Source organism: Qipengyuania citrea (genome assembly GCF_024171405.1).
GTDB classification, from domain to species: domain Bacteria; phylum Pseudomonadota; class Alphaproteobacteria; order Sphingomonadales; family Sphingomonadaceae; genus Qipengyuania; species Qipengyuania profunda.
The window spans coordinates 1,007,696-1,023,426 of the sequence record NZ_JALJZT010000002.1; the positions used below are offsets into that span (position 1 = coordinate 1,007,696).

Here is a 15,731-nt window from a genome sequence, read left to right on the forward strand (position 1 = left end):
GCCTAGCCGGCGCGGGTGAAATGATCCACGAGCCGGCCAAGACCGACCGAGTTGGAGCCCTTGACCAGCACAGCATCGCCCGCGACGACGCCGAAGTCCTCGAGCAACCCGATCGCCTCGTCGGCGGTATGGCAATGCGCCCAGGCGATGGGCTTGCCAAGGACGGAGCTTTCCGGTTTCCCCAGTTCGCGCGCCAGGGCGAGCATCTCGTCGCCGACCAGCAACGCATAGTCGACATCGGCGGCGAGGATGGGTTCGGACAGCGCGGCATGGAACTGCGGACCGAAATCGCCCAGCTCCTTCATCGCGCCCAGAACGGCGATGCGGCGGCCCGAGGGCGTCTGCCCGAGCTGCGCGAGGGTGGCGCGCATGCTGGCGGGATTGGCATTGTAGCTTTCGTCGATCAGCAGCGCCTTGCCGCCGGGAACGTCGATCCCGTGGCGCGCACCGCGTCCCTTGAGCCCGCCCATTTCGGCCAGCGCGAGACCGGCAGCGGCCATATCGCCGCCCGCCGCCCGCACCGCTGCCATCACTGCGAGCGAGTTGACCACCCAGTGATCGCCGGGCTCGGCGACGGTGTAGCACAGCCGCCCTTCGGGAAATTCGCAAGTCACGAGGCTGCCGCCGTTGGCGCTGGGGATTGCATCGAGCAAGCGGACATCGGCGAACCGTGCGCGGCCGAAGCTGACGACATTCGCCCCCGCCCGCAGCGCGGCCAGCTTGAGCGGTTCGTAATGTTCGCTGTCGGCGGGGATCACCGCGGTCCCGCCCGGTTCGAGACCAGCGAAAATCTCGGCCTTGGCGGCAGCGATCGCCGCCATGCTGCCGAGGTTCTCGATATGCGCCGGGGCGATGGTCGTGATGACCGCGACATGCGGGCGGACCTGCGTGGTCAATTCGGCGATCTCGCCGGCATGGTTCATGCCCATTTCGAACACGCCGAACCGGCTGCGCGCGGGCATCCGCGCCAGGCTGAGCGGCACACCGACATGGTTGTTGTAACTGCGCGTGGAGCGATGCGCCGCGCCGCGGCTGGCACGTTCGAGACTGGCGAAGATCGCTTCCTTGACCCCCGTCTTGCCGACCGATCCGGTCACCCCGATAATGGTTGCCTCGACCCGGCTGCGCGCCGCACGCGCCAGCGCCTGCAGCGCCTTGGTGGTGTCGTCGACGAGGATATGCGGCCAGTCGACGGGCCGGTCGACGATCGCCCCCGCTGCGCCATTGGCGAAGGCGGTGCCGAGGAAGCGGTGGCCGTCCATCGCCTCGCCCTTGAGCGCGACGAACAGGTCGCCATTGACCACATCGCGGCTGTCCATCTCGACGCCCGCGACCTGGAAATCATGGCTGGCAGTGCCGCCCACGGCCTCGGCAATGCTGCGCGCGTCCCACAGCGTCAGCGGCAGGCGGTCGCGCGGGTCGGCGGGCCATTCGACATAGGCCGGATGGCGCAGGATTGCCGCGCTCATGCATCACCTCTGGCGATCTGCGCGGCGCATTCGCGCGCGACCTCTACGTCGTCGAAGGGTAACACCCGCATGTTCTCTCCCGATCCGATGATCTGACCCGTTTCATGTCCCTTGCCGGCGATCAGGACGATGTCCTGCGCACCCGCTTCGGCAATGGCTGCGAGAATGGCTTCGCGACGCCCGCCTATCTCGCGCGCCTGCGGCGCACCTGCAAGCACCTGGCGGCGGATTTCCGCAGGATCTTCGCCGCGCGGATTGTCGTCGGTAACCATGACGAGGTCGCTCGCCTTGGCCGCTGCCTCGCCCATCGGCGCGCGCTTGCCATGATCGCGGTCGCCGCCCGCGCCGAAAACGGTGATGAGCCGCCCGCTGACATGCGGGCGCAGCGCCGCGATGGCGGCTTCAAGCGCGTCGGGTGTATGCGCGTAATCGACATAGACGGGCGCGCCCGAGGGCGCGATCACCGCACGTTCCAGCCGCCCGCGGACCGGCTGGAGCCGCGCGACCGCATCCCAGACCAGCCCGGCGTCGCTGCCGGTGGCAAGCGCCAGCCCGGCGGCGGTCAGCGCGTTGGAGACCTGGTAGGCACCGATCAGCGGCAGGTTGATCGTCCGGCTCTGCCCCGCATGCTCGACCGTCAGCGACTGGCCCAGCTGGGTCGGTTCGCGGCGGGTAAGGCGAATGGCATCGCCCTGCTCGCCGACGGTCATCACCGCAAGACCGCGCCGTGTCGCATGGTCGACCACGCGCGCATTCCAGCCGCAATCGCCCGCGCCCATCCAGATCACTGCCGTCGCGCCATCCGAAACGACTTCGTCGAACAGCCGCATCTTGGCGGCGAAATAGTCTTCCATGTCGGCATGGTAGTCGAGGTGGTCGCGGCTGAAATTGGTGAAGCCTGCGGCCTCGACGGGCACGCCTTCGTTGCGAAATTGCGAGAGGCCGTGGCTCGACGCTTCATAGGCGACATGCGTCACGCCTTCGCGGGCCAGCCCGGCGAGGTTCGAGAGGAAGGTGACGATGTCGGGTGTGGTCAGCCCGGTGGAAACGCTTTCGTCGGGCGTGGTGACGCCCAGCGTGCCGATGCTCGCCGCGCGCTCGCCCGCCATGCGCCAGATCTGGCGCGTCATCTCGACGGTGGAGGTTTTCCCATTGGTGCCCGTGACCGCAACGATATGGTCAGGCACGGGGGTGAAGAACCGTGCTGCCAGCGCAGCGAAGGCCCGGCGCGGCGTATCGTCGGCGATGTGGATCGCGCCTTCCACCGTCGCTTCGGGCCGCGCGACCACCGCCACCGCACCGCTTTCGATCGCGGCGGGGATGAAATCCTCGCCATTGACCTGCGCGCCCTGGAAAGCGCCGAACACGGTGCCCGGTGCAACCTTGCGATTGTCGATGGCGAAGCCGGTCACCATAACGTCGGCATCGCAAGCGACCCCTGCCGCGGTGCAGAGCTTGGCGAGCTTCACTTGTTCGCCTCCGGGATCAGCGGCTTGATATCCGAAATGTCTACATCGCGCGTATCGTCGGGGCGCACGCCGATCAAAGGCCCGATGCGCGGTACCAGCCGCCCGACGATAGGCGCCGCGTTCCATGCGGCAGTGCGCTGGTAGGAGCTGGCCAGCGTCCCGCGCGGCTCGTCGAGCATGGCGATCACGACATAGCGCGGGCGGTCCATCGGGAAGGCAGCGGCGAAGGTCGAAACCAGCGCGGTCTTGCGATAACCGGCGCTCCCGCCGGGCTTTTCGGCCGAGCCGGTCTTGCCGCCGACGCGGTAGCCCGGGGCATCGGCATTCTTGCCGGTGCCATAAACGGCGATCGCGCGCAGTAGCTGGCGCATCCGGCTCGAGGTCGAGGCCTTGAAGACGCGGCGGCCCTTGGGTGCTTCGCCCGGGCCGAGCTTCTTCAGCGTCGCGGGGCGCCAGATGCCGCCATTGACCATCGCCGCATAGGCACTGGCAAGATGCAGCGGCGTGACCGCGATACCGTGGCCATAGCCGACAGTCATCGAGCGCAGCCGCGGCCATTTCTCGCCCGGCCAGATCGGGAAGCCCTTGGCGGGCAGTTCGATATAGGGCCGCTCGTTCATGCCGAGGTCCATCATCGTGCGGCGCATGCGGTCGGGGCCGAGTTCGTCGACCAGTCGCGCGGTGACCGTGTTGGACGAATGGATCAGCGCCTCGACCGCGTTGAGATCGGCGCCCAGATCGTGGCTGTCCTTGATGCTGAACCGTCCAACCCTGACCGGGCTGGCGTCCCAGCGCTTGCCCAGATTGCGGACGACGCCGGCATCGATCGCAGCGGCGACCGACAGCGGCTTGAAGGTCGAGCCCAGTTCATAAACCTGATTGGTCACGCGGTTGAACATCAGCTTTTCGCCGCGCGCATCGATCTTGTTGGGATCGAATTCGGGGAGCGATGCCAGCGCCAGCACTTCGCCGGTGTCGACATCGAGCACGATGCCCGCGCCGCCCTGCGCCTGGACCAACTTCATCCCGCGGCGCAGTTCGTCCTCGAGCGCGCCCTGCACGCGGGAATCGATCGACAGCGCAATCGGCGTACCGCGGGTCGAAGGGTTGGACAGGTGATCGTTGAGCACCTGCTCCATGCCGACCCGGCCATTACCGTCGGCAGCGACATAGCCGAGCACATGCGCGGCCATCGAACCCTGCGGATAGTGGCGGTCGTTTTCCATCGGCATTTCAAGCGCGAGCTCGCCGATTTCCTGCACCCGGTTGGCTTCCTCGGGCAGCACGCGGCGGCGGATATAGCCCTGCTTGCCCGCGGCGAATTGCGCAGCAACTGCCTGTTCGTCGAGATCGGGGAAGATCGCTTTCAGCTTGCCGATGACCGTCGCGGGATCGCGCACCAGCGGCGCTCCGTCTTCGCCCAATGCTTCCGGGTTGAACCACAGCGCATAGGCGGGAAAGGCGCGCGCCAGCGGCACGCCATTGCGATCGGTAATCTCGCCGCGCGGCGGCAGGAGGGCTTCCTCGAGCGAGGTGCCGCGCAGGCCATCGTCGGACATGCCGAGATAGCCGATCCGCACAAGCGCGAGCAGCGCGACAAAGGCAAAGCTAAGCGCGATCCACAAGACCCGCCAGCGGGCGAGCGTGAGCGATTGCTGGCGAATGGTGACGAGCTGGACGCGACCCGAAGCGACCGCCATGCTCACCGCCCCCTGCCCGCTCCTGCTGCCCGCGGCGATGGCGGGGCCGAAGCCGGAAAAGGCGTTCACTGGCTCACCTCGGCGACCGCGGCCATGCCGACCGCGGGACTGGCCAGCCGTTCGGCAAGACCGCCGGCAGCAGCAAGCTCGCGGCGTTCGGGACGCGAGGCGCTGTCCGCGCCCTCGTCATCCATCCACTCGGCAAACAGGCTCTCGCTTTCGGGCGCGGGCCGGTTGAGCGCGACGCGGACCGGCGCGGGGGCATCGATCCCGCGCGGCGTCCCGAGCACGGCAAGTTGGCGCTCGCTTTCGAGATATTGGTCGGCGCGCGGGGCGGCATAACCGAATTCGACCGCATTCCAGTCGGACAGCTGCTGCTGGCTGGCGCGGGTCTCGAATTCGGTGTCGAGCATGAGCTTGGCCTGCTGCGCGGCAATGATCTGGCGCTCGGCGAGGCGCACGTCGCTTTTCACCGCATTGACCTTGAAGGTCAGCGCGAGCAGCAGCGCGAAGCAGATGCCCAGCACCAGTGCCCAGCCGATCTGACGGATGCGCGAGCCCCCGACCATCACGCGGCTTCCCGCGCCGGTGTGGCGGTACGCGTGGCATGGCGCAGCACGGACGAGCGCGAGCGCGGATTGCGCGCGATTTCGGCTTCGCCCGGCTTGATTGCCTTGCTGACATTGGAAAAGACCGGATCATCCTGCGCCGCCAAGGGGACATGACGCGAGGCACTCGGGGTTGAGGACGCCTCGCGCAGGAAGCGCTTGACGATCCGGTCTTCGAGGCTGTGGAAGCTGACCACCGCGAGGCGGCCCCCTTCGCGCAGCAAATGCTCGGCCGCCGACAGGCCATGAGCCAGTTCGTCGAGTTCGCCGTTCACATGAATCCTGACCGCCTGGAAGGTCCGCGTGGCGGGGTCCTTCTTGTCATGCGGCTTGTAGCCGAGCGCCTTGCGCACGACCCGCGCCAGCGCGCCGGTCGTCTCCAGCGGACGCGCGGCAACGATGGCGCGCGCGACGCGGCGCGACTGGCGCTCCTCGCCATAGAGATAGAGCACGTCGGCAATCGCTTTTTCGTCCGCCGAATTGAGGAAATCAGCCGCGCTTTCGCCGTCCTGGCTCATGCGCATGTCGAGCGGTCCATCGGCCGAAAAGGCAAAGCCGCGCTCCGCCTGGTCGAGCTGCATCGAGGAGACGCCGATATCCATCACCACCCCATCGACCCGCGCGACGCCTGCCGACGTCATGACGTCAAGCATTTCGGAGAAGCGATGCGGGTGGAGAACGAGGCGCGGCGGGCTCTCGCCCGTTTCGTCCCAGTTGCGACCCGAAGCGATGGCATCGGGATCGCGGTCGAAGGCATGCACGATGGCGCCGCGCTCGAGCAGCGCGCGCGTATAGCCGCCCGCCCCGAAGGTCGCGTCGACGATCACGTCGCCCGGCTGCGGATCGAGCGCGTCGATCACCTCGTCGAGGAGCACGGGAATATGCGGCGCGGCGCTCATTTGCCCTTCGCCTTCGCATCGGCGAGGAAGCTTTCGCAGGCCGCCTTCGCGCCCGCCCAATCGTCGCCCATCTGAGCGAGTTCACCCGGGTTCCACAGCGTGAAGAACCGGCCACCGCCCTGGAAGTAGAGCCCGTCCTCGATCTTGCCGAGCATCCGCAGATGGTCGGGCATGACAAAGCGGCCGCTGTCGTCGAACGGCATTTCCTGGAAGCCGAAAAGCTGGCTGGAGCGCGTATCGCGGTCGAATTCCTTGCCCAGGCGGACGGCGAGTTCCTCCTCGCGGTCGAGCTGGGCTTCGAGTTCGGGTTTGCGCGAGAGGCCGAAGCCGACGAGGCAGTTCCAGCCGGGGTGCTTCATCAGGCACAGCACGCGGCCATCGCTGCTGTCCTTCACCGCCTTGCGAAACAGGGGCGGAAGCACAAAGCGGCCCTTATCGCCTGCTGGCGAATAGGCCTGACCGCTGTACCCTCCGAACGACACTGTCTCCAAACCCCAATACCGGTTTAATTTGCCTCCTCACCGGGCAAAACCTTCCTCCCTCGCCCAAGCATGGGGGCGAGCCGCTTGGCCCACGGGCCGAGCGCGCAGAGACAGTCCTTGTCCGATGTGATTGCGGTTTATCGCGGGTCAGCCGGGGATGGAAGGGAAAATTGCGGGATTTCACGGGATAAGCCCGTAGGATATTGTTTTACCGTCATATTTTTCCCGCGTCCGGCCTCGAATTCGTTACCAGTTCCTTAACGAAGGGACTGGAAACGCGTGGCTTTGTGCGGAGTCGAGCGAAGAATCCCGCAATTTCCCCGGGCCTCACCCGTGAAATCCCCGGTCAGTCGGTATCGGCTGGTTGGTCGAGGCTCACTGGCCCGAGCACGGCCCACAAGGCGTCCTTGCGCTCCTGCGGAACGGGGCTGCTGCCGTCCCAGTCGAGCACCGCCGCATCGGCGAACAGGACCGCCACCCCGCTGCCGCGCGCGCAGCGGGCGAGCAGTCCGTCGGCAAGAACCGCGCAGGAACTGCTTTCCTGGCGCACAAAACGGCCGCGCAGCGCCACCGGGACGGCTTGCCCCTGCACTTCGGCCATCCGCTCCCCGCCGGGCTGGCTGTCGTCGAACAGCAGTTCGACCCCCCAATGCGAGAAGATCGGCGACAAGAGCACGACATCCTGTGGCCGGCGCCGGTCGCCGATCGGGTAGCGCGAGTGGCGCGTCAGCATCGGATCGGCGAGGATCACCGCCTGTCCGCCCTGCGTCACCCATTGATCGAAAGAGACATTCTCCGATGGTGACAGCGCGCGTGGCTGCGCCAGGATCACGCGGTCGAGCCCGGCCAGCGCCTCGGGTTCAAGCGTATCGAGCGGGACCAGTTCGAAGCGCGTCTCGAGTTCCTCGCGCACCCAGTCCTTCTGGTCCCCGCCTTCCAGCATCGCGCCGAACTCGCCCTCGCCCCAATAGAGCGGCAGGCTTGAGAACAGCCCCACGCGCGGCTTGGAAACCGCATCATGTCGCGCCTCCCCCGAAGAGCAGGCCGCGGCGAGCAGCGCCATGAGCAGGGAAAGCGTGCTAGTTAGCAGCGGGAGGCGGCGCATCGGTCGTGGTCTGCGGCCCGGAGGTCGGCGCGGCATTGGGCGTCGCGCTGGGTTCGGCCGGGAGATCGGGAACCACGCCCGCCTCGACCAGCGGGTCGTTCTGCGGCGCGGCCTGCGTCGGTTCGGTGGTCGGCGCGGCAGCGGGCACGGTCGTCGCATCGGTTTCCGCGGCGCGGTTCTGGATGATGCTCGCCAGCCCGACGAGCAGGATCATCATGACGATGCCGGTGATCCCGATCTGCAGGCGCTGCACGGTGCGCTCGCGCCGGGCATCGCTACCCGGCACTTCGGGCAGCTCGCCCACCGGCGGCTTGCGGCTCATGTCGAAAAATTGGTGCACGCGCATAAGCGTAGGGACCCGTGGCGGGCAGTCAATCGCCGCTTTGCAACCAATCGAACACCGGCAGGCCCTTCGCGGCCAGCCATTCGGCGCTGTAGAGCGTCGAGAGATAGCGGAAGCCGGTGTCGCACAGGATGGTGGCGACACGCGGGTTCTCGCGCCCTTCGGCCACCAATTGCTTGCCCAGCGCAATCGCGCCGGCCACGTTGATGCCCGAGGACAGGCCGAGGCACAGACCTTCTTCGCGAAGCAGGCGGGCGACCCAGGTCAGGCCTTCCTCGTCCGAAATGCGGAACTGCGTATCGATCGGCGCACCTTCGAGATTGCCGGTGATACGCCCCTGCCCGATGCCTTCGGCAACCGAAGACCCTTCGGCCTTCAGCTCGCCATTGGCGAAGTAGTTATACAGCGCCGCGCCATGCGGGTCGGTCAGCGCGATGGTGACGGTTTCGTCCAGTTCCTTCAGCCCCATGCCGACGCCGGCGATAGTGCCGCCCGTGCCCGCCGCGCAGGTAAAGCCGTCGATCCGGCCCTCGAGCTGGTCCCACAGTTCCTTCGCCGTGGTTTCGATATGTGCCTTGCGGTTGGCGGTATTGTCGAACTGGCCCGCCCAGACCGCGCCGTCGAGCTCTTCCGCCATGCGGCGCGAGACGTGCTGGAAATGGTTGCAATCGGCATATTTGGTCGGCGGAACCGTGACCAGTTCCGCACCCAGGGCGCGGAGCGTGTCCATCTTTTCCTTCGACTGGTTGTCGGGCATCACGATAATCGTGCGATAGCCCAGCGCATTGGCCACCAGCGCGATGCCGATCCCGGTATTGCCGGCGGTCCCTTCGACCACCGTGCCACCGGGTTTCAGTTCGCCGCGTTCTTCCGCATCACGGATGATGTAGAGCGCCGCGCGATCCTTCACGCTGGCGCCGGGATTGGCGAATTCGCATTTACCAAAGATGTCGCAGCCGGCTTCCTCGCTCGGTCCTTGGAGGCGGACCAGCGGAGTGTTGCCGATGAGGTCGAGCGTATGCTCGCGTACGGGAATTGCAGTCATGGGTCGGGAATTAGGCGCGCCGGCCCGAACCTGCAAACAACATCAGTCTTCAGGCGCGATAGTAACCTTCAACCCGTCGAGTTCCGCAGTGAAGGGGATCTGGCACGACAGGCGCGAAGTCGGCTGGCGGTGATCGGTGGATTCGAGCAGGTCGTCCTCGTCCTCGCTCAGTTCGGGCAGCTTGTCGGCAAACGCCGGATCGACATGCACATGACAGGTCGCGCAGGAACAGCAGCCGCCGCACAGCGCCAGCAGCTCGTCGAAGCCATTGTCGCGGATCGCTTCCATCACGGTCAGGCCGTCGGCGACGTCGATCTCGCTGGTTTCGCCTTCGCGGGTGGTCACGGTCAGTTTCGGCATTGCGTGTTTCCTCGGTTGCAAAGGGCTACTGGTCGACCCTATGCGTCGCGCTGCTATTCAATCGCGACGGGGAAGGCAAGCGCACTCGCCATGGGGCTGACCAACGCACAATTGCGCACGCACCTCGATACGGTCGCTGCATCCGACCCCGTTGTGGCCGGGGCGCTGGAGCGCTGCGGCTATCCCGAAGAACGCATTCGCCCCACCGGCTACCGCACGCTGCTGCGGACGATCGTCGGCCAGCAGGTCAGCGTCGCATCCGCGAATGCAGTGTGGACCAAGCTCGAAGCCGAACTGGGCGAAGCCATGCCCGCGCACGAAGTGCTGGCGCGCGATTTCGACACGCTGCGCGCCTGCGGCCTGTCGCGCCAGAAACAGGGCTATGCCCGCAGCCTGTGCGAACTGGTGGCCAGCGGCGAACTCGACCTCGCGAGCCTTCCCCAAGACGATGAGGAAGCGATTGCCGAGCTGACCCGGATCAAGGGGATCGGGCGCTGGTCGGCGGAAATCTATCTGCTGTTTGCCGAAGGGCGGCCCGATATCTGGCCCGCGGGCGATCTGGCGGTCCAGGAAGCGGTTGGCCGTATGCTCGAACTGGCGGCGCGGCCGAGCGAGAAGGAAACCCGTACCATCGGCGAAGACTGGCGGCCCCATCGCGGCGCAATGGCCATCTTCACCTGGCACGCATACACCAATGCCGCGCTGTAGCGCGCACGAGGGAGAGAGAGACAGTGAGCGAGCGCAAGGCGATTTTCATCACCGGCGGCGGGTCGGGTATCGGGCGTGCGGTCGCGCTGTATTTCGGTCAGCGCGGCTGGTTCGTCGGCCTGGGCGATATCGACAAGGCGGGCATGCGCGAAACCGAGGACATGATCGGCAACGGCTTCGTCTATGGCCACGTCCTCGACGTGCGCGAGCGCGCGGCATGGGACGAAGCGCTCGAGGCGTTCTCGGTGGCGGCGGGCGGCCGGATCGACGTGGTCTTCAACAATGCGGGCATCCCGCTTGGCGGCTCGCTGCTCGAAAATAGCGCCGAGGAAATCGAGCGCTGCCTCGATATCAATCTCAAGGGCGTGCTGTTCGGCGCGCAGGCGGCGCATCCGCATCTGGCGAAGACTGCGCCAGGATCGTGCCTGCTCAACACCGCCAGCGCGGCGGGCATCTATGGCACACCGGGCGCGAGCGTCTATTCGGCGACCAAGTTCGGGGTGCGCGCGGTGACCGAGAGCCTCGATGGCGAATGGGCCGAAGACGGCATCAATGTCCGCTCGCTGATGCCCAGCTTCATCGACACGCCGCTGCTCGATCACAATCCCAACGCCCGGTCCAATGAAGGCATCCGCCAGCGCGTGACCGATTCCGGCCTCGAGATCACGCCGGTAGACGACGTGGCGGCGGCGGCTTGGGCCGCGGTGCATGGCGAAAGGCTGCACACCACCGTCGGCAAGACCGCCAAACGCATGGCCTTTGCCGCGCGTTGGTTGCCGGGTCGGGTGCGCAAGGGAACCCGCGCTGGCGGGCGCCCGATGGGCCGGTAAGTCCTAGCCGAGCAGCGCGTCGATCTTGCGCGCCATTTTGACGTCGCGCAGCGACAGCCCGCTGGCGTCATGCGTGGTCAGGGTGATCTCCACGCGGTTGTAGACATTCGACCATTCGGGATGGTGGTCGCGCGTCTCGGCGATCATCGCGACGCGGGTCATAAAGGCGAAGGCTTCGGAAAAGTCGGCAAATTCGAAGTTCCGCACGATTGCCTTGCCATCACGGGCGAGGCTCCAGCCGGTCAGCCCGCGCAGCCAGCTGCCACGCTCTTCCTCGGTCAGCTGTTCAACGGTCATGGCTGCGATTCTCCTCTACTTGTCGGTGGCGCGCCTTTTGCCTATCGCCACCGCCCATGCAACCTCGCCTCGTCGCAAAGGATATTGCCTGCCGCCGCGGCGAAAGGCTGCTGTTTCGCGGGTTTTCGCTGACCTGCGATGAAGGCGCTGCCGTGCATGTGACGGGCGCGAACGGGATCGGCAAATCGAGCCTGATCCGCATTCTCGCCGGATTGCTGCATCCGTTGACCGGCTCGGTGGACCACGCCGGGGCGATGGGACTGGTCGACGAACGGCTCGCGCTCGATGCCAATTTGCCGCTGGGCAAGGCGCTGGCATTCTGGGAAGCGCTCGACGGATGCACCCAGCCGGGCCGCGCGCTCGAACTCCTCCAGCTCGACCCGCTGATGGAGGTACCGGTGCGCTACCTCTCGACCGGGCAGAAGAAGCGCGGCGCGCTCGCGCGATTGCTCAACCGCAACTGCCCGATCTGGCTGCTCGACGAACCGCTCAACGGTCTCGACAGCCAGGCACAGGCGGCTTTCGAGGCACTGATCGCGCAGCATTGCGCGGGCGGCGGGATCGCCGTGGTCGCCTCGCACCAGCCGATCGCCCTGCCCGCGCCGCAAGTCATCCAGCTTGCCGGGTATGCCGCATGATCGGCACGCTGCTCAGGCGCGATCTCGGGCTGCTGCTACCCGGCGGGCGCGGCGGCGGCGGGGTGCTGCCGCTGCTGTTCTTCCTCGCAGTGGCGATGCTCTATCCGTTCGCGGTCGGGCCCGACGCGCAATTGCTCGCGCACACCGGCGGCGGCGTGATTTGGGTGGCGGCGCTGCTTGCCGCGATCCTGCCGCTGGACAAGCTGGTTTCTGCCGATCTCGACGCGGGCATGTTCGACCAGCTGCACTTGCGCGGGGTGAGCGAAGAAGCGGCGATGGCGGTGCGGCTGCTCGCGCACTGGCTGGCCTTTGCGCCGCTGCTGCTGCTCGCCACGCTTCCTGCGGCGGCTTTGCTGGGCCTGTCTGGAGAGACGGTGCGCACCGTCCTGCTGGGCCTGCTGGCGGGCACCCCCGGCCTCGCCGCGGTCGGCCTTGCGGTGGCCGCGCTCACCGCGAGCCTGCGTGGCGGTGCGGCGCTCGCGGGCCTGATGGTCATTCCGCTGGCAGTGCCGATCCTGATCTTCGGTGCAGGCGCACTGTCACGCCCCGATCCGGGCGCGTTGCTGCTTACCGGCGCAATCAGCCTGGGGCTGTGCGCGGTGACACCCTTTGCCGCCGGGGCGGCGATACGCGCCGCGCGCGAAGGCTAGTAAGGCGGCTTGTGCAGCCCCTTGGGGCTTTCGGTGAAGATCTCGACGCCGTCATCGGTAATGCCGATCGAATGTTCGAACTGCGCCGAGAGCGACTTGTCACGCGTCACCGCGGTCCAGCCGTCGCCCAGCACCTTGGCATGCGCGCGCCCGGCATTGATCATCGGTTCGATGGTGAAGAACATGCCCGGCTTCATTTCCGGCCCCGTCCCGGCGCGCGCCGCATGGATCACCTCCGGCGCATCGTGGAACAGCCGGCCCAGACCGTGGCCGCAAAATTCCTGCACCACGCCATAGCGGAACTGGCGCGCATGCGCTTCGATCGCCGCGCCGATATCGCCCAGCCGCGCGCCCGGCTTGCTCGCCGCATCGATCCCCAGCATCAGGCATTCATAGGTCACCTCGACCAGCCGCTTGGCCTTGATCGAAGGTTCGCCGGCGAAGAACATGCGGCTGGTATCGCCATGCCAGCCGTCGAGCAGCGGGGTCACGTCGATATTGACGATGTCGCCGTCCTTCAGCGCCTTGTCGGACGGAATGCCGTGGCAAATCACATGGTTGATCGAGGTGCAGCAGCTGTGTTCATAGCCGCGGTAGCCCATCGTCGCGGGCACCGATCCGGCATCGAGCATCATGGTGCGGACATAATCGTCGATCGCGCCGGTGGTTACGCCCGGCTGCACGAAAGTGGTCAGCTCGTCGAGAATTTCGGCAGCCAGCCGCCCCGCCTTGCGCATGCCCTCGAAACCTTCGGGGCCATGCAGCTTGATCGTGCCGTCGCGATAGACGGTCTCGACCGCCTCGATTACCTGATATTCAGTCATGCGGCCCACATAGGCGCTTTGCGCGGCAATTGCGAGATGCCTAGCGGCTCACGCTGAAAGCCCTGGCATGCGCGGGCTTCACTGCATCGACGACCGAGGCGGTGACGGGGAAATCAAGCTCGTAATCGCCCTCGGCATAGGCGCCCGCGACATAGGGGCCGAAATACACCGTGATCCGGTCGAAGGTCTTGCCGTTGGACGACCCGACCAGCACGCTGGCCTCGTCGAGCCCGGGGCATTTGTCGAACATGTCGTCGCTGCCCTCCTCGATCTCCATGCCGCGCCGTTCTTCGCGCGCGGTGTTGAGCGTGTCGCACAATCGGTTGCCCAGCGCCTGTTCGAGCGCGACGGGCGAGTTGAACAGGTCGATCCCCTTCATCGCCGCGCCCGCTTCGCGGTCCCAGACCAGCGATTGCATGCCGTACATGCCATGCGCCCCGCCCGAATAGGTCGCCAGATGCCCTGACAGGCTCAGGTAACCGGGCAGATCCGCCACCACTTGCCATTCCTCGCTGGCGCTGTGCTGGCGCGGCGTCCACTCGCTCCCCTGCGACGAGTTCCAGTCCTCGTCGGCTTCCTGCTCGAGTTCGGCGCGCATCGCGTCGGCCTTCTGCCCGAGAAACGCCGCCAGCGCCGGTTCGGCGGCGACTTGGGCGGGCCAGGAATAGGCGAACTGGTACCGCTCGGTTTCCTGCTCGACCGCATAAGCTTCTGCCGCCGGCGCAGCGGTGGCCGCGGCACTTGCGGTCGCACGCTCGCTGACTCCCGCCTTGTCGGCATACTCGGCGCTGTCGGAACAGGCCGCACTCGACAGCGCGAGGGAAATCAGGAACAGGGGCGCACGCATCGCGGTTTCCTTTGCGAAAGACGAATTCATTAGAGGCACCTCCGATATGGCCGACAAACAGCCACTGATCCAGCCCGACCGCGGGCAGGATGCGATTTCCATTCACCTCGTCAACCGCGACGGCCTGGGCGACTGGCTCAAGCAGCTTTCGACCAGCCAGCGGGCCGCGCTCGAGGCGCAGAAATTCGACGGCGGCGGCTACCAGACCGCGATCGTGCCCGACGGTGATAGCTGGTTCGCTGTGGGCGGCGTGGCCGATCCCGAAAACCTCTCGAGCTGGTGCATGGCGAAGCTGGCAGAGAGCCTGCCTGCGGGCACCTATCGCCGCGCGAAGGGCGCACCCGGTCCCGCGGTACACGGCTGGCAGACCGCGCAATATGTCTTCGACCGCTACAAGCGGCCCGAACGCCCGGTCGGCCCGCGGGTGCTGCTGACACAGGATGTCGGCGCGATCGACGGCGCAATCGCCGAGGCGCAGGCCGTGTGCCTCGTCCGCGATCTCGTCAATACGCCTGCCGAGGATATGGGCCCCGCCGCGCTGGAAGAGCAGTGCGAGACGCTCGCCAAGCAGCATTCGGCCACGCTCAAGGTGACCATGGGCGATACGCTGGAGCAGGAATATCCGATGATCCACGCGGTCGGCCGCGCCGCCGCGCGCCATCATGCCCCGCGGCTGCTGCATCTGACCTGGGGCAAGGAAGGCGACCCGGTCCTTGCCATCGTCGGCAAGGGCGTCTGCTTCGACAGCGGCGGGCTCGATGTGAAAAGCTCGACCGGCATGCTGTTGATGAAGAAGGACATGGGCGGCGCGGCGCATGCGATTGCGCTGGCCGGCCTGGTCATGGGCAGCGGGCTGCCGGTACGGCTGCACCTGCTGGTCCCTGCGGTCGAGAACGCGATCAGCAGCAACAGCTTCCGCCCCGGCGACGTGCTGCGCTCGCGCAAGGGTCTGAGCGTCGAAATCGGCAATACCGATGCCGAGGGCCGGCTGGTGCTTGGCGATGCGCTTCAGCGCGCCAGCGAGGAAGGGCCCGCGCTGATCCTCGACTTCGCCACGCTGACCGGTGCCGCCCGCGTCGCGCTCGGCCCCGATTACCCCGCGCTGATGGCCCGCGAGGACGCGACCGCCGCGGCGCTGATCGACGCCGGCCGCGCGCATGACGACGAGCCGTGGCGCCTGCCGCTGCCCGATGCCTATCGCGAATGGCTCAATTCGGACATCGCCGATACCAACAACGCGCATGGCAATGCCTTTGCCGGGGCGAGTGTCGCGGGCCTGTTCCTCGACAAGTTCGTCGGCGACGGCATCGACTGGGCGCATTTCGATACCTTCGCCTGGCGCCCGCAGGCCAAGCCGGGCCGTCCCAAGGGCGGCGATGCCTATGGCCTGCGCGCTGCATGGCACATGCTGAAGGGCCGTTTCGGTGGAGCCTGAGGCCCCGCCGTCTTGCGGGAAA

Annotated in this window: 18 protein-coding genes; 5 read left to right on the forward strand and 13 right to left on the reverse strand. The window is 66.8% G+C overall.

Going from position 1 to position 15,731, the window contains the following annotated elements; all coding sequences use genetic code 11:
• Window positions 1–2 precede the first annotated feature (2 nt).
• The 10 genes from J2S32_RS05945 to J2S32_RS05990 all read right to left on the reverse strand — a co-directional run bounded on the left by J2S32_RS05945 (window position 3) and on the right by J2S32_RS05990 (window position 9,480).
• Window positions 3–1,469 (reverse strand): UDP-N-acetylmuramoyl-tripeptide--D-alanyl-D-alanine ligase, encoded by a 1,467-nt coding sequence (locus tag J2S32_RS05945; RefSeq protein WP_253518158.1) that lies wholly within the window; start codon window positions 1,467–1,469, stop codon window positions 3–5.
• A complete protein-coding gene (locus J2S32_RS05950; RefSeq protein ID WP_253518161.1) occupies window positions 1,466–2,938 on the reverse strand; it encodes a UDP-N-acetylmuramoyl-L-alanyl-D-glutamate--2,6-diaminopimelate ligase in 1,473 nt (490 codons plus the stop codon). The genes J2S32_RS05945 and J2S32_RS05950 overlap by 4 nt, the downstream gene beginning before the upstream one ends.
• Window positions 2,935–4,638, reverse strand: a complete 1,704-nt coding sequence (locus J2S32_RS05955) for a peptidoglycan D,D-transpeptidase FtsI family protein (protein ID WP_253522971.1) — start codon at window positions 4,636–4,638, stop codon at window positions 2,935–2,937. Before J2S32_RS05955 ends, J2S32_RS05950 begins: the two co-directional genes overlap by 4 nt.
• Before the next feature lie 65 nt (window positions 4,639–4,703).
• Window positions 4,704–5,207 (reverse strand): hypothetical protein, encoded by a 504-nt coding sequence (locus J2S32_RS05960; protein WP_253518165.1) that lies wholly within the window; start codon window positions 5,205–5,207, stop codon window positions 4,704–4,706.
• On the reverse strand, window positions 5,207–6,145 hold the full coding sequence (gene rsmH / locus J2S32_RS05965) for a 16S rRNA (cytosine(1402)-N(4))-methyltransferase RsmH (protein WP_253518169.1): 939 nt from the start codon (window positions 6,143–6,145) through the stop codon (window positions 5,207–5,209). The genes J2S32_RS05960 and rsmH overlap by 1 nt, the downstream gene beginning before the upstream one ends.
• A complete protein-coding gene (locus J2S32_RS05970) occupies window positions 6,142–6,567 on the reverse strand; it encodes a division/cell wall cluster transcriptional repressor MraZ (protein WP_253518174.1) in 426 nt (141 codons plus the stop codon). The genes rsmH and J2S32_RS05970 overlap by 4 nt, the downstream gene beginning before the upstream one ends.
• Window positions 6,568–6,973: 406 nt before the next feature.
• Window positions 6,974–7,732: a GldG family protein gene (locus J2S32_RS05975; RefSeq protein ID WP_253518177.1), complete on the reverse strand. Its 759-nt coding sequence runs from the start codon at window positions 7,730–7,732 to the stop codon at window positions 6,974–6,976.
• On the reverse strand, window positions 7,707–8,072 hold the full coding sequence (locus tag J2S32_RS05980; RefSeq protein WP_253518179.1) for a hypothetical protein: 366 nt from the start codon (window positions 8,070–8,072) through the stop codon (window positions 7,707–7,709). The genes J2S32_RS05975 and J2S32_RS05980 overlap by 26 nt, the downstream gene beginning before the upstream one ends.
• A gap of 31 nt (window positions 8,073–8,103) precedes the next feature.
• Window positions 8,104–9,120 carry a cysteine synthase A gene (locus J2S32_RS05985; protein ID WP_253518183.1) on the reverse strand — a complete coding sequence of 339 codons (1,017 nt, stop codon included), beginning with the start codon at window positions 9,118–9,120 and terminating at the stop codon, window positions 8,104–8,106.
• Between the two features lie 42 nt (window positions 9,121–9,162).
• Window positions 9,163–9,480 carry a 2Fe-2S iron-sulfur cluster-binding protein gene (locus tag J2S32_RS05990; protein WP_253518186.1) on the reverse strand — a complete coding sequence of 106 codons (318 nt, stop codon included), beginning with the start codon at window positions 9,478–9,480 and terminating at the stop codon, window positions 9,163–9,165.
• 90 nt (window positions 9,481–9,570) lie between these two features.
• Here J2S32_RS05990 and J2S32_RS05995 point away from each other — a divergent pair, with 90 nt between their 5' ends.
• Together J2S32_RS05995 and J2S32_RS06000 are read left to right on the forward strand one after the other, a co-directional pair.
• On the forward strand, window positions 9,571–10,188 hold the full coding sequence (locus J2S32_RS05995; RefSeq protein ID WP_253518189.1) for a DNA-3-methyladenine glycosylase family protein: 618 nt from the start codon (window positions 9,571–9,573) through the stop codon (window positions 10,186–10,188).
• Window positions 10,189–10,211: 23 nt separating this feature from the next.
• A complete protein-coding gene (locus tag J2S32_RS06000; protein ID WP_253518192.1) occupies window positions 10,212–11,018 on the forward strand; it encodes an SDR family oxidoreductase in 807 nt (268 codons plus the stop codon).
• 3 nt (window positions 11,019–11,021) lie between these two features.
• Here the strand turns inward: J2S32_RS06000 and J2S32_RS06005 are convergent, their stop codons facing one another.
• Complete coding sequence (locus J2S32_RS06005) at window positions 11,022–11,315, reverse strand: 4a-hydroxytetrahydrobiopterin dehydratase (RefSeq protein ID WP_253518197.1); 294 nt, start codon at window positions 11,313–11,315, stop codon at window positions 11,022–11,024.
• Between the two features lie 56 nt (window positions 11,316–11,371).
• On the opposite strand from J2S32_RS06005, the gene ccmA reads away from it, so the two are divergent.
• Window positions 11,372–11,953, forward strand: coding sequence for a heme ABC exporter ATP-binding protein CcmA (ccmA, locus tag J2S32_RS06010; protein ID WP_253518200.1), 582 nt, complete (start codon window positions 11,372–11,374; stop codon window positions 11,951–11,953).
• Complete coding sequence (locus J2S32_RS06015) at window positions 11,950–12,603, forward strand: heme exporter protein CcmB (RefSeq protein WP_253518204.1); 654 nt, start codon at window positions 11,950–11,952, stop codon at window positions 12,601–12,603. The genes ccmA and J2S32_RS06015 overlap by 4 nt, the downstream gene beginning before the upstream one ends.
• Here the strand turns inward: J2S32_RS06015 and map are convergent.
• Both map and J2S32_RS06025 read right to left on the reverse strand, forming a co-directional pair.
• Window positions 12,600–13,427: a type I methionyl aminopeptidase gene (gene map, locus J2S32_RS06020; RefSeq protein ID WP_253518208.1), complete on the reverse strand. Its 828-nt coding sequence runs from the start codon at window positions 13,425–13,427 to the stop codon at window positions 12,600–12,602. The two genes, J2S32_RS06015 and map, sit on opposite strands and share 4 nt — an antisense overlap.
• Window positions 13,428–13,467: 40 nt before the next feature.
• Window positions 13,468–14,274, reverse strand: coding sequence for a DUF3298 and DUF4163 domain-containing protein (locus J2S32_RS06025; protein ID WP_253518211.1), 807 nt, complete (start codon window positions 14,272–14,274; stop codon window positions 13,468–13,470).
• 46 nt (window positions 14,275–14,320) lie between these two features.
• Here J2S32_RS06025 and J2S32_RS06030 point away from each other — a divergent pair, with 46 nt between their 5' ends.
• Complete coding sequence (locus J2S32_RS06030; protein WP_253518214.1) at window positions 14,321–15,709, forward strand: leucyl aminopeptidase family protein; 1,389 nt, start codon at window positions 14,321–14,323, stop codon at window positions 15,707–15,709.
• Window positions 15,710–15,731 lie beyond the last annotated feature (22 nt).